11 protein-coding genes are annotated in these 13503 nt (G+C 70.0%); 5 read left to right on the forward strand and 6 right to left on the reverse strand.

Going from position 1 to position 13503, the window contains the following annotated elements:
• Positions 1-91: 91 nt before the first annotated feature.
• A complete protein-coding gene (locus ACWEIJ_RS42025; protein WP_449842884.1) occupies positions 92-2092 on the reverse strand; it encodes an NPCBM/NEW2 domain-containing protein in 2001 nt (666 codons plus the stop codon).
• Positions 2093-2210: 118 nt separating this feature from the next.
• The gene (locus ACWEIJ_RS42030) at positions 2211-3899 is read right to left on the reverse strand and encodes an acyl-CoA dehydrogenase family protein (RefSeq protein WP_449842885.1); all 1689 of its coding nucleotides are present in this window, start codon (positions 3897-3899) and stop codon (positions 2211-2213) included.
• Between the two features lie 140 nt (positions 3900-4039).
• Here ACWEIJ_RS42030 and ACWEIJ_RS42035 point away from each other — a divergent pair, with 140 nt between their 5' ends.
• The 3 genes from ACWEIJ_RS42035 (at position 4040) to ACWEIJ_RS42045 (ending at position 5935) form a co-directional block, all read left to right on the forward strand.
• Positions 4040-5119, forward strand: coding sequence for a WD40/YVTN/BNR-like repeat-containing protein (locus ACWEIJ_RS42035; RefSeq protein WP_449842886.1), 1080 nt, complete (start codon positions 4040-4042; stop codon positions 5117-5119).
• Between the two features lie 212 nt (positions 5120-5331).
• Complete coding sequence (locus ACWEIJ_RS42040) at positions 5332-5622, forward strand: hypothetical protein (RefSeq protein WP_449842887.1); 291 nt, start codon at positions 5332-5334, stop codon at positions 5620-5622.
• 28 nt (positions 5623-5650) lie between these two features.
• Positions 5651-5935, forward strand: a complete 285-nt coding sequence (locus ACWEIJ_RS42045) for a MoaD/ThiS family protein (protein WP_449842888.1) — start codon at positions 5651-5653, stop codon at positions 5933-5935.
• A gap of 58 nt (positions 5936-5993) precedes the next feature.
• Here the strand turns inward: ACWEIJ_RS42045 and ACWEIJ_RS42050 are convergent, their stop codons facing one another.
• The 3 genes from ACWEIJ_RS42050 to ACWEIJ_RS42060 form a co-directional block, all read right to left on the reverse strand.
• Positions 5994-6950 carry a zinc-binding dehydrogenase gene (locus tag ACWEIJ_RS42050; protein WP_449842889.1) on the reverse strand — a complete coding sequence of 319 codons (957 nt, stop codon included), beginning with the start codon at positions 6948-6950 and terminating at the stop codon, positions 5994-5996.
• An 82-nt stretch (positions 6951-7032) separates the two neighbouring features.
• Complete coding sequence (locus tag ACWEIJ_RS42055; RefSeq protein WP_449842890.1) at positions 7033-7836, reverse strand: alpha/beta fold hydrolase; 804 nt, start codon at positions 7834-7836, stop codon at positions 7033-7035.
• Between the two features lie 19 nt (positions 7837-7855).
• Positions 7856-9322 carry an aromatic amino acid ammonia-lyase gene (locus tag ACWEIJ_RS42060; RefSeq protein ID WP_449842891.1) on the reverse strand — a complete coding sequence of 489 codons (1467 nt, stop codon included), beginning with the start codon at positions 9320-9322 and terminating at the stop codon, positions 7856-7858.
• Positions 9323-9352: 30 nt separating this feature from the next.
• On the opposite strand from ACWEIJ_RS42060, the gene ACWEIJ_RS42065 reads away from it, so the two are divergent.
• Both ACWEIJ_RS42065 and ACWEIJ_RS42070 read left to right on the forward strand, forming a co-directional pair.
• On the forward strand, positions 9353-12328 hold the full coding sequence (locus ACWEIJ_RS42065; RefSeq protein ID WP_449842892.1) for a DEAD/DEAH box helicase: 2976 nt from the start codon (positions 9353-9355) through the stop codon (positions 12326-12328).
• Positions 12321-13154, forward strand: coding sequence for an SWIM zinc finger family protein (locus ACWEIJ_RS42070; protein WP_449842893.1), 834 nt, complete (start codon positions 12321-12323; stop codon positions 13152-13154). Before ACWEIJ_RS42065 ends, ACWEIJ_RS42070 begins: the two co-directional genes overlap by 8 nt.
• Here the strand turns inward: ACWEIJ_RS42070 and ACWEIJ_RS42075 are convergent.
• Positions 13151-13483, reverse strand: coding sequence for a hypothetical protein (locus tag ACWEIJ_RS42075; protein WP_449842894.1), 333 nt, complete (start codon positions 13481-13483; stop codon positions 13151-13153). The genes ACWEIJ_RS42070 and ACWEIJ_RS42075 overlap by 4 nt on opposite strands.
• Between the last annotated feature and the right edge of the window lie 20 nt (positions 13484-13503).

Here is a 13503-nt window from a genome sequence, read left to right on the forward strand (position 1 = left end):
CGACGCTCGTCATCGGACAGGATCAGCGGCACCAGCTTCGGACTCGGCACCACCACAACCTAGACTGCCGACGAATTAACGACTCACGACACTAGCAGGTGATCCTCAGATCACCCCAGTCGGCGTGGTCGTAGGACTTGCCGTTGCCGCCGTCCCTGACGATCAGGCGCGTGACGGTGGCTCCGGACACGTTGGCCTCCAACGACTTCGCGGCGTCCGTGCCGGCGACGGGGCCGCTGTCGTAGACCATCCTGTTGTCGGCCCACACCTCGTAGCTCACGAGGCTCAGCGGGTTGACCTTCCGGTCGTCGATGCCGATGGTCGCGGTCACCTTCGAGCAGCTGCCGCCGGTGTAGTACTCGATCTGCGCGGGGGCGTGCGTGCCGAGGCCCTTCGCGAACACCTTGCCGCGGATGGTGATCGGGCCGCCGTCGCCCTGCTTGGCCTCGCCGTTGGTGGTGTCGAGCTCGACCGGGCCGTGGCCGTTGGCCGCCCGCAGCCACTTCAGGTCGCTGACGTACAGCTCGCCCCTCGGTGCTGGTCCGGGTACCAGTGCCGCCGCGGAGTACTGCCTGGTCACCGGGTTGTTCTCGTGCGGGCTGTGGAAGGTGAAGGTCGCGTCGACGCCGAACCTGCCCGCTGCGGCGTTCTGCGGAACGGTGACCTGCCAGGTGGTCGTGAAGGACTTCTCGCCGGGCAGGATCGCCTTGAAGCTCGCCGTCGTGGCCTTTGCCGTCCAGCCCTGGGGAACCTGGAGGGTCGCCTGGACGAGCGCGATCGGCAGGCGGCCGGTGTTGGTCACCGACGTCGTGTACGTGACGGTCTTGCCGGGTTGCACGATCGGCAGCGCGCCGGGGTAGAGGACCTCGCCGGTCGCGGCCGTGGTGACGGCGGGCGGGTAGCGGTACCAGTCCTTCGCCGCGCTGACGCGGAACATGGCGCTGCCGTGCGGCGGGAGTGCGGCGCCGATCTCACCGGCGGAGTGCGTGGTGGTCCTGGCCCAGAGGTCGCGCACCTGGTAGCCGGTCGTCTTCGGGAGACCGAGTTCCGTCGCGGTGACGGAGATGTTCGCGGCACTGTCGTTCTCGTTGAACAGCAGCACGGCCTTGTCACCGTTGCTGAGCGGCTTCGCGAGGACGTAGGCGCCGCCCTCGTTGCGGATCACCTTGCCCTGCACGCCGAGCTTGTCCTGGTTGACGGCGATGACCTCGCGGTTTTCCAGGATCTCGAACGTCTCCGGTGTCACCTTGCGCAGGTCGGCGCCGATCAGCAGCGGTGCGGCCATGATCGACCAGAGGCTGAAGTGGCTGCGGTACTCCAGGTCCGTCATGCCGCCGTTGCCGACCTCCAGCATGTCCGGGTCGTTCCAGTGGCCGGGGCCCGCGTAGTCGGCGAGCTCCATGTTGCGCTTGGCGATCGACACCATGGAGTTCCAGTTGTCACTGATGTCGCCGGTGGTGCGCCACAGGTGGCCGACGTCCTTCGCCCACTCCCACGGCTTGTTCTGGCCCCACTCGCAGAGGCTGAACACGATCTTGCGGCCGGTGGCGTTCAGCGCGTCGCGCATCTTGGTGTAGCGGAGCTTCGCGTCGACGCCCTGGTTGTTGCAGTTGTCGTACTTGAGGTAGTCGACGCCCCAGCTCGCGAACAGCTTCGCGTCCTGCTCCTCGTGGTTCAGGCCGCCGGGGAAACCGCCGTCCTTGTTGCACGTCCTGGTGCCCGCGCTGGTGTAGATGCCGAACTTCAGGCCCTTGCCGTGCACGTAGTCGGCCACTGCCTTGATGCCGTTGGGGAAGCGGACCGGGTGCGGGACCAGGTCGCCCTGCTCGTCGCGTTCGGGGAGGGCCCAGCAGTCGTCGATGTTGACGTACTCGTAGCCGGCGTCCTTCAGACCCTTGGCCACGAAGATGTCGGCGATGCCCTTGACCATCTCCTCGTTGAAGTCGTTGCGGCAGTGCGTGCTGTTCCAGTTGTTGAAGCCCATCGGCGGGGTGAGCGCCAGTTCGGGCTTTTCCGCCGCCTGCGCCTTGGGGGTGATGACGGCTGCGATGAGGGCGGCGACTGCGGCTGTGCGCCATCTGCGGTGATCCACGTGCACGCGCTCCTTGTGGCTGTGGAGGCGGCGGCGTGCTCATGAAAACGTTTGTGCAACCAATGCGTCAAGGGGGCAAAGGCTGTCGCTTTGCCCCCTTGCGTCCTGTTTGGGTCTGCTACGGGCGCATCTCGTACTGGCCGGAGAGCGCCACGACCTGCTGCCAGACGGCGTCGAAGCGGGCCTGGTCGACGTGCGGCTTGCGGATCTGGCCCAGGGCCCACTGCTGCTGGGCCTCGGTGCTGCTGGCCTTGCCGTGCAACGCGGTCGCGTAGGCCGCGAAGTCGCGGACCAGCACGTCGAAGATCTGGTCGACGAGGTGCGGGTCGGTACCGGTGATCCTGGCCTGCTCCAGCACCAGCTGGCCGTAGACGACCAGGGTGAAGAGGTGGCCGAGGTTCAGCAGGAAGTCGAGGTCCTTCTGCTGGTTCCCGTCGGGTGCCGCGGTGGCGAGCAGGGTCTTGATCGCCTTGGCCTGCTCGTGGAAGAGCCGCACGTTGGGCAGGTGCGCGTGCTCGGTGTAGATCGGCTCCCAGTCGTGGAACTGGATCTTGCCGAGGCCGCGCGCGGGGCCCTGGTGCCAGAAGAAGTCGTCGTCCGTCGCGTCGTGGCGGGTCGGGACCTCGTCGTAGGCCTTGGGGTTGAAGAAGTAGTTCGGCATGAACTTCAGCACCAGGGCCAGGTTGACGTGCACGGTGCCTTCGAGCTTCGGCAGCGCGCGGATGTCGGCGGTGGCGCGGGTGAAGTAGGTGTCCTTCTCGAAGCCCTTGGCGGCGATGACGTCCCAGAGCAGGTCGATGACGTTCTCGCCCTCGCTGGTGACCTTCATCTTGGTGATGGGGTTGAAGAGGAGGTAGCGGCGGTCGTTCTCGCCGGCGGACCTGAAGTAGTCGACGCTCCGGTCCGCGAAGAGCTTCATCGCGGTGAGGCGTGCGTACGCGTCGACGAAGTTCTGGCGCACGTGCGGGAAGTCGGTGACCGGGTTGCCGTAGAGGATCCGGTTGTGGGCGTGGGTGATCGCCTCGTAGAAGGAGTGCTCGCAGATGCCGATGCTGGCCGTGCAGAGGTTGAACTTGCCGACGTTGACGGTGTTCAGCGCGGCCGAGAACGCGTCGGGGCCGCGGTGCAGGATGTCGGCGTCGGTCAGCGGGTAGTCGTCGAGGCGGAACTCGCTGACGAACATCTGGCTGTCGACGACGTTCTTGACCAGCTTGAAGTTCTCGTGCTGGCTGTCGACGGCGAAGAAGACGTATTCGTCGCTGTCGGCGAGCTTGCCGAAGACGCTGACCATGCCGGCGACGTTGCCGTTGCCGATGTAGTACTTGCCGCCGTTGGCCCGGTAGCCGTCCTCGGTCCTCGTGACGATCATGTCGGTGCTGTAGACGTCGGCGCCGTGCTCCTTCTCGGACAGGCCGAACGCGAACACGGCGCCGCTGTCGAGGAGGTTGGCCGCCTTCTGCTTGGCCTCGGCGTTGTCGCTCATCCAGATCGGGCCGAGACCGAGAACGGTGACCTGCCAGGCGTACCAGTACTGCAGCCCGTAGAAGCCCAGCACCTCGCTGAACGCGGCGTTGCGGGCGGCGTCCCAGCGCTTGGTGGGGTCGACGCTGCTCGGCGTGCAGAAGGTGGCGAAGAGCTTCTCCCGCTTCACGAAGTCGAGGAACTCGGTGTACCAGACCTTGTCCTGCGCGTCGGCGATCAGCTGCCGCTTGCCGCGGGCCTCGAACCAGTCGACGGTGGCCCTGAGCAGGCGGCGGGTCTCGTCGTCGAGGTGGGCTGGGTCGTAGTGGTTCGGGTCGAGCAGCACTGGCGCCTCCTTTAGGTCGTTTCGGACGCTACCAGTGAGTAACTTGTGGGTCTACGTGGGGTTTCTCCCGCGCTCAGAAATTGTCGGACCCCAGGCGTAACGTGCTCCGCATCACATCTTTCCCAGGAGGCTGTGTTGCGATGACGGTGGTCGTGGCGATCGGTACGCGCAAGGGGCTGTGGCTCGCCCGCAGCGAGGATCGGGTCACGTGGGAGGTCGACGGGCCGCACCACGCGATGCAGGAGGTGTACGCGGTCGCCTTCGACACACGAGGTCCGGTGCGGTTGCTGGCGGGTGTGTCCTCACCGCACTTCGGCCCCGGTGTGTCCATTTCGGACGACCTCGGTGTCACGTGGGAGGAGTCCTCCTCGCCGCCGATCGCGTTCCCGGTGGAAGACGCCTCCCTGGAACGCGTGTGGCAACTGCAACCCGCCCCCGCCTCGCAACCGGGCGTCGTGTGGGCGGGCACGCAACCGTCGGCGTTGTTCAGATCCTCGGACGGCGGCCGCTCGTTCGAGTTCGTCGAGGGCCTGTGGAACCACCCGCACCGCCCGGAGTGGTCGGCGGGCTTCGGCGGCCAGGCTGTGCACACGATCGTGCCGGACCCGGTCGACCCGGACCGGCTCCTGGTGGCGATGTCGACGGGCGGCGTCTATCGCACGACCGACGGCGGCAAGTCCTGGGAGGCCCGTAACAAGGGCATCAAGGCGTACTTCCTTCCGGACCCGTGGCCGGAGTTCGGCCAGTGCGTGCACAAGGTGGCCCAGCACCCGTCTTCGGCTTCGCGGTTCTACGCCCAGAACCACCACGGCGTGTACCGCAGCGACGACGGCGGCGACACCTGGCAGTCCATCGCCGACGGCCTCCCGACCGACTTCGGCTTCGCCGTGGTCGTCCACCCGCACGACCCGGACACGATCTTCACCTTCCCGATCGAGGCCGACGGCCGCCGCTTCCCACCGGAGGGCAAGTGCCGCGTGTACCGCTCCCGCGACGCCGGCGCGACCTGGCAACCCCTGGGCACGGGCCTGCCGGACAACTTCTGGACCGCCGTGATGCGCGACGCCATGTGCACCGACACCGCGCCGACCCCCGGCGTCTACTTCGGCTCCCGCTCGGGCGAGGTGTACGCGAGCCCGGACGAGGGCGAAACCTGGCACCAGGTGGCCGCCCACCTGCCCGACGTGATGTCGGTCCGTGCGGCGGTGGTGCCGGCGTGACCGCGAGGGTCCTCGCGCCCGGCGTCGTGGGTGTTGCGGCCGGTGGCGCTGCTCACCGGTGTGGTGTGGTGTCGGCCTGTGCGGTGGTGATGCCGGCGTGACGGTGACATGTCTGTTGTCCGGTGCTGCGCGTGCCGCGTCAGCGGCGCGGCCCACCGATCCGATGCGCAGTCGGTCCGAGCGGCGACGGGCCTTGGTGTCCGGTGTCGTGCATGCCGCGCCTGGCGGTGTTGCCTGCCTGCCTGGCGGTGTTGCCTGCCTGCCTGGCGGTGTTGCGTGCCTGCCTGGCGGTGTTGCGTGCCTGCCTGGCGGTGTTGCCCGCCTGCCTGGCGGTGTTGCCCGCCCGCCTGACGGTGTTGCCCGCCTGCCCGGCGGCGCTGCCCGCCCGCCTGACGGTGTTGCCTGCCTGCCTGACGGTGTTGCCCGCTCGCCTGACGGCGCTGCCCGCCCGCCTGACGGCGCTGCCCGCCCGCCTGACGGCGCTGCCCGCCCGCCCGGCCTGATGCCGGTCCGACCGGAGGTGGTCCCGACGTGAAGGTGACCGTCCTGATCCCAGGCGTCCTGCGCACCGCGACCGACGGCGCCTCCCACCTGGACGTGGACGTCCCCGAGCCCGCCACCCTCGGCGCGGCCCTGGACGTTCTCGCCGCCACCTATCCGGGCCTCGACCGCCGCCTGCGCGACGAGCGCGCTGCGTTGCGCCGTTACGTGAACTTCTACGTCAACGGCGAGGAGTGCCGCCGCCTCTCCGGTCCGGCGACCCCGTTGCCGGCGGGCGCCGAGATCCAGATCCTGCCCTCGGTCGCGGGCGGCTGACGGCCGGGCCGGGTTGCGCCGTACCGGGGATGGCGGCGCAACCCGGACCGTGAGGCCGTCAGATCAGCAGCAGCGACTTGCCGAGGGTGGCGCGTTCTTCGAGCGACCTGTGGGCCTTCACGGCCTCCTCCAACGGGTACGTCGCGCTGATCACCGGGCGGATCCGGCCCTCTGCGGTGAGTTCGAGCGCCTTCGTCAGTTGCTCGCGAACGGTCGCCGGGTCCGGAATCGCGGCGAGCACGTTGTCGACGTGCACCTGTCGGCGGCTCGCCACCGCCGGATCGATGTCGGTGAGGCCGTCCGAGCTGCCGTAGGTGACGAAGTGGCCGCCGTCGGCCACGACCTCGAACGCGGCCTTGCCGAGGGCTCCCCCCGCGCCGTCGAAGACCACGCCGATGTCGCCAGAAGCGTCCCGGACCTGGTCCTGCCAGCCGTCGAGCGAGTAGTCGACGGTCACTTCCGCGCCCAGTTCGCGGACCAGGGCGAGCTTGCGTTCGCCGCGAGCGGCGGCGATGACCCGTGCGCCGGCGTCGCGCAGCAGTTGCACGAGCAGTGAACCCGCCCCGCCCGCGGCCGCCGCCACCAGGACCCAGTCGCCCTGCTCGATCTTCACGCGGCCGGCGAGGTTCACCGCGGTGGCTCCGTCGTGGAGCATCGCGGCCGCCTCGGCCGAGCCCAGGCCGTCCGGGACGGCGACGATCTCCTCGGCCGAGAAGACGACCTGTTCCGCGTAGCCCTCGGGCCCGCGGCCGATCACGTGACGGCCGAGCCAGGCCGGGTCGACGCCGTCTCCGACCGACAGCACCCGTCCCGCGCCGCCTCCGCCGGGAACGTAGGGAGGCCGGCGCGGGAAGAACTCGATGCCCCAACCACTGCGCAGCAACGTGTCGAGGAAGATCACGTCGGCGACGGCCAGGCCGACCACGACCTGTCCCGGACCTGCCACCGGCGCGGGAACCTCGTCGACGCGCAGCACCTCGGGTCCACCGAACTCGTGCACGCGGACAGCCCTCATCACGACCACATCCCCATCTCGATCACCTTGGTCGTGTCCACCGTAGGAGCTCGACCTAAGTGGAGATCAAGACCGGAATCCGTCAGCGGGCCAGGAAGTCCGCGATCGCCTTCCGGAAGAACTCGGCGTCGTCCAGCCACGGGTAGTGCCCGGCGTCGGGCTGCACGACCACACCGGCCCGCGGGAACAACCGGGCCGCCTCCCGCACCGCCGCGGGCGAAGGCATGGCGTCGGCCTCACCGGCCAGCATCAGCACCGGCACGTCCAGCCGTGCCAGTTCCTCCGCCGACGCAACAGGAGCTCCGGGGGCGTAGTAGGCAGCCGGCGCGTCGGGCAGCCGGATCGCGTCGGACGCGCGGGCGTGCTCCTGCGCCACCTCGTCCCACCGTCCGTAGTAGAGCGGAGCCAACGCCGCCCAGTCGGCGGCCGCGAAACTCCCGCCCAGCACGGCCTCCAGCGCGTCCCTGACCGCGGGGTACCAGTCCTCACCGGACCGCGCCGCGGCCGCACTCCGCAACTGCTCGGGATCAGGCGCGAACCCGAGCGACCGCAGGCTGGGCGTCACGAGCACCAACCGTCGCACGTGGTCCGGGTATCGCAGGGCGTACCGGATCGCGATCGACGCGCCCGCCGAATGCGCCAGCACGTCCACCGGGTCGAACCCGGCGTGCGCCCGGTAGGCCTCGACGTCGTCGACGAGCAGGTCGAAGCGCAGCTCGGCCGCGTCCGCGGGTCCTGACCTGCCGGTGCCGCGCAGGTGCAGCAGGTGCAGCCGGGCCGGGACGCCGCCGAGGTCGCCCAGGTAGGACGGGGCGAGCAGCGGACCTCCCGGCACCACCAGCAGGGGTGCGCCGGTGCCGATTTCGTCGTGAGCGAGCAGACCCATGGGAACGATCATCACACGCCTAGCAGGCCGCGAAGTCGTCCAGCAGCCCCGACGCCACCTCGACGTCCGGGCTGAGCTGCCGGTCCGCCATGTCCGGGTTCAGCTTCGACTCCGCCAGCTCGAACGCGGCCAGCAACGCCGGCGTCTCCGGCCGCACCCCGCGCAGCCGCAACGCCCGCACGGCCGCGACGATCTCGCAGGCGAGCACCAGCCGGAACGCCCCCAGCGAGCGCAGGGCCTGCGAGGCGGACTGGAACGCGAAGCTCGAGTTCTCCTCCTGCCCGCGCGACACGACGGCGTTGCCGATGCTCGCGGGTTCGGCGAGCGTGCGGACCTCGGCCAGCGCGGAGTTGGCGCTGTACTCGAGGATCATCACGCCCGAGCTGCCGCGCACGCCCTCGGCCAGGAACGGGCGCAGGCCCGTGAAGTTCGGCTCGACCAGGGTGGCCAGACGGGCGGTCGACAGGTGGCCGGTGTGCAGCATCGACAGGCGCAGGCGGTCCAGCGCTTGGCCCAGGTACGCGCTGTGGAAGGCGCCGTGGTGGTAGGCGGCGTCGTCCTCCGGGCCGAACTGGTCGGCGACGATCAGCGGGTTCTCGGCGGCGGCGTTGAACTCGACGTCCAGGACGCGGCCGAGGTCGGTGGCGGCGTCGACGGCCGGGCCGTGGATCTGCGGGAAGCAGCGGTAGCCGAACGGGTCCTGGATGCGGGCGGCCGGACGGGACGGCTCGGCGAGCAGGCGGCGCATTTCGGCGGCCACCGCCACCTGGCCGGGGTGCGGGCGGCCCAGGTGGACGCGCTCGTCGTAGGCCTCGACGGCGCCGTCCACGGCGAGGAACGACAGTGCGGCCACGACGTGGGTGGCCTTCAGCAGCTGATGGGCGTCCTGCCAGGCCAGGCCCGCCATGCCGATGGTCAGGGCGTTGCTGCTGATCAACGCCAGCGCGTCGCCGGAGTCGAGCTCGATCGGGTCCGGGGTCTGCGTGGAGCCGAGCCAGTAGCGCTCGCCCAGCAGGGTCAGGCCGGTTTCGGCCAACGCCGTGAGGTCGCCGGTGCCGATGGCGCCGTACTCGTGCACGCCGGGGTAGCAGCTGCCGTTCAGGGCGGCGAGCAGGGCGTCGGCCACGGGTCTGCGCACGCCGGCGCCGCCCGCGAGGAGCTGGTTGAGGCGCACGACCATCATGGCGCGCACCTGTTCCTCGGGGAGCATGCCGCCGAGGCCGCCCGCGTGACTGCGCAGCAGGCGCAGGCCGTGCTCGGCCCAGCCCTCGGTGCTGACGATCTGGTCGCGGTTCGCGCCGACGCCCGTGGTGCGGCCGTAGACCTGTCGTCGCACCACGAGGCGCTGGCTGGCGCGCCACGACGCTTCGAGGCGTTCGACGCCGTCGGCGTGCAGGGCCACGGGGGCGTGGTACCTCGCGACGCGCACCACGTCGTCGGCGCCGAGGGACTGACCGTCCAGCACGACAGGGGAGTCTTCGACCATGGCGCCAATGTGAACACATAGGGTTCAAAGGTGCTCGTACTGCATGGCCTGTGCACGACCGACGGCGTCCTGGCGTTGTGGGCCGAGGATTCCGGGCTGCCCGCACGCAGCGAGAGCACGCGCCGGGACGCGCCGCACCCGTTCGCGGCGACGGGGGAGTCGCTGGCCGTCGCGTTCGGGCGGGAAGCGCTCAAGACGACCACGCGGGCGTTGCTGCTGCCGTCGTACTCGTCCGGGCCCATGGCGTCGCCGGAGCTGGTGCGAGATCCGTTGGCGGTGGGACGGGCGCAGCGCGGCAAGGTCGGGCTGCGGCAGTGGGGTGTGCCCACGATCCGGCTGACGGCCAAGCCCGAGCCCGGTGCCGAGGTGCGGCTGAGCGACTCCGCGCGGTTCGTGTTCGACGTGGCGGCGTTCGCCGCCGATCTGGTGTACCGCGGGCGCGTGCTGCCGTCGATTTCGCCTGATCAGCCCGTCGCGCGGTGGGCGCCGGTGCTGTCGGGCACGGACTCGGCGCGGTTCGCCGCGTTGCAGGCCGCGATGCCGCCCGCGTGCCGGTGCGAGGAGATCGTCAGCGACCCGGCCGAGCTGGTGCGCGCGGCGCTCACGACCGCGGTCGACGAGCAGGTCAGGAGCCGGTTGCGCGGCATGGCCCTCGCGCCGGAGCACCGCGGCCGCGTGACGACCGCCGAGGCGTGGCTGGCCGCGCTGACCGGGGAGCCGGCGTTCGACGCGGATCCGGTGGAGCTGTACGAGCTGCGCGAACAGCTGGACCGCTGGCGCGACAGCGCGGGCAACGAGAGCCCGGTGCGCACGTGCTTCCGGTTGCGCTCGCCCGAGCAGCGCGACGAGGACGAGTGGGCGATCGAGTTCCTGCTGCAGGCCGTCGACGAGCCGAGCGTGCTCGTGCCCGCGCAGCAGGTGTGGTTCGCCGACGACGGCGTGCTGCGGCGCTGGATCCCGGCACCGCAGGAGCACCTGCTGGCCGACCTCGGGCGGGCGAGCAGGCTGCACCCGGACCTCGACGAGGCGTTGCGCGACGCGCACCCGGCGGAGCTGGAGGTCGGCGCGGAAGGTGCGTACCGGTTCCTCACCGCCGCTCCTGTGCTGGCGCAGGCGGGGTTCGGCGTGCTGTTGCCGTCGTGGTGGCAGCAGCAGACGAAGCTGGGGTTGAAGCTCACGACGAAAAGCCGTGGCACGGCCGGAACCGTCGCCAAGGAGAGCGAGATCGGCCTCAAGTCCATTGTGGACTACAAGTGGGAGCTGGCCCTCGGTGAGGACACGCTCACCGATGCCGAGCTCGCCGAGCTGGCCAGGGCGAAGGTGCCGCTGGTGAAGGTGCGCGGCCAGTGGGTGCAGGTCGACCAGAAACGCCTCGCCGCGGGGCTCGCGTTCCTCGAACGCGGTGGTGGGCAGATGACCGCGGCCGAGGTGATGCTCCACAGTGGACTGAGTGCGGCGGACGAGAGCCTCCCGCTCCCGCTGACGTCGGTCGAGGCCGACGGCTGGCTCGGAGACCTGTTGTCCGGCAAGGCCGACGAGCAGCTCGAACCCGTCGAGCCGCCGGAGACCTTCGGCGCGCGGCTGCGCCCGTACCAGCAGCGCGGCTTGGCGTGGCTCGCGTTCCTCGACCGGATCGGCCTGGGCGCCTGCCTCGCGGACGACATGGGCCTCGGCAAGACCGTGCAGCTGCTGGCGCTCGAAGCGCTGAACCGCGCGCACGGCAAGCGTCCGCCGACGTTGCTGATCTGCCCGATGTCGGTGGTCGGCAACTGGCAGCGCGAGGCCGCGCGGTTCACCCCGGAGCTGTCCGTGCACGTGCACCACGGCGCGGACCGGTTGGACGGCGACGCGTTGCGCGAGGCCGTCGAGAGCCACGACCTGGTGCTCACCACGTACGCGCTGGCCGCCCGCGACGCCGACGCGCTCGGTGACCTCACCTGGGACCGCGTGGTGCTCGACGAGGCGCAGAACATCAAGAACAGCGCCACCCGCCAGTCGCAGGCCGTGCGTCAGCTCAAGGCGCGGCACCGCGTGGCGCTGACCGGCACGCCCGTCGAGAACCGCCTGGCCGAACTGTGGTCGATCATGGACTTCGCCAATCCCGGCGTGCTCGGCACGATCAACACGTTCCGCGCCCGCTTCGCCGTTCCCGTCGAACGCCACAACGACCAGGACGCGGCCGCCCGCCTGCGCAAGATCACGAACCCGTTCGTGCTGCGCCGCCTGAAGACCGATCCGCGCATCATCAGCGACCTGCCGGACAAGGTCGAGATGCGCCAGCTGTGCAACCTCACCACCGAACAGGCCTCGCTCTACCAGGCCGTCGTGAACGACATGCTGGAGAAGATCGAGGAGTCGGAGGGCATCGAGCGCAAGGGTCTGGTGCTCGCGACGATGTCCAAGCTCAAGCAGGTCTGCAACCACCCGGCGCACTTCCTGGGCGACGGCTCGCGCGTCGCCGGCCGCTCCGGCAAGCTCGCGCGCCTGGAGGAAGTGCTCGAGGAAGTGCTCGCCGAGGGCGACAAGGCGTTGTGCTTCACGCAGTTCACCGAGTTCGGCAGCATGCTCGTGCCCTACCTCGCCGCGCGTTTCGACACCGAGGTGATGTTCCTGCACGGCGGCACGAACAAAGCCGCGCGCGACCGCATGGTCGAACGCTTCCAGGACCCGCGCGGCCCGTCGTTGTTCCTGCTGTCGTTGAAGGCGGGCGGCACCGGCCTCAACCTCACCGCCGCCAACCACGTGATCCACCTGGACCGCTGGTGGAACCCCGCGGTCGAGGACCAGGCGACCGACCGAGCGTTCCGCATCGGTCAGCGCCGCAACGTGCAGGTGCGCAAGTTCGTCTGCATCGGCACGCTGGAAGAACGCATCGACGCCATGATCGAGGAAAAGCGAGCACTGGCGCAGCTGGTGGTGGGAGCGGGCGAGAACTGGCTGACCGACCTGTCGACCGCCCAGCTGCGCGACCTGCTGACGTTGTCGGGGGAGGCCATCGGTGAGTGAGCACTGGACCGGCCCCCGCTACGGCAAGACCATCAAGGTCGACAACGGCATCAAGGCGCGCAGCAAGCGCGGTGACATCGGCGCCACCTGGTGGTCACGCCGCTTCATCGAGGTGCTGGAGTCGTTCGGCATGGGCGGCCGCCTGAGCCGCGGCCGCAACTACGCGCGCCAGGGCCAGGTCCTGTCGTTGTCCTTGTCCACCAGCATGGTCATCGCGCTCGTGCAGGGCTCACGCCCCACTCCGTACAAGGTGCGCATCGCGATCAAGGCGTTCACCACGCCGGAATGGCAGCGCATCGAGCACGCGCTGGCGGGCAAAGCCCTGTACGCGGCCAAGTTGCTGGCCGGCGAGATGCCCGCCGACATCGAGGTGCTGTTCGCCTCCCTGGGCCTGCAGCTCTTCCCGGCCTCCTCCCGCGAGCTGACGATGGACTGCACCTGCCCGGACTGGGAAGTGCCGTGCAAACACCTCGCCGCCGCCTGCTACCTGCTCGCCGAGTCGTTCGACAACGACCCGTTCGAAATCCTGGCCTGGCGCGGCCGCAGCCGCGAGGACCTGCTGGAACGCCTCCGCACCCTGCGCGGCACGGCCCAGGCGGTGGCCGCGCGCGAGGAGGCACCGCCACTGACGCGGTGCCTGGACACGTTCTGGCAGCGGCAGACCACGTCCGGTCTGACCCTCGGCGACCCCACGGCCGAGGTGCGCGCCGACGCCGTGCTCGACCAGCTCGACGCCGTGCCGATCACGGTCCGGCGCTCGAACGTCGTCTCGCTGCTGCGGCCGGCCTACCTGGCGCTGAGGCCGCCTGCCGATCCTGCCGGCTAGAACAGGTCGCTGATCGACTTCCACGTGAACGGGTCGGCCCAGCCTTCGTCGTCGCGCAGCCAGGCGGTGAAGGCGGTGTGGACCTTGTCCGCGGACACCGTCATGGTCTGGAAGTGCTCCAGCGGCGAGCCGGCGCGGTGCTCCAGCTGGTAGAGGCCGTCGGGGCGGTGCCACACCTGGATGTAGGTGTTGTCGTCCTCCGACTCGGAGAGGACCACGGCGGATTCGCGGGCCATGTTGAGGACCGCCGCTTCGATCTGGTCGTCTTCCGGGTTCCTGGTGCGGCGGACTCGGGTTCCGTCCAGGACTGCACGGCGGCGCTCAGGCATGCCACATGGTGACACCTGCC

This window comes from Lentzea sp. NPDC004789, assembly GCF_053601075.1.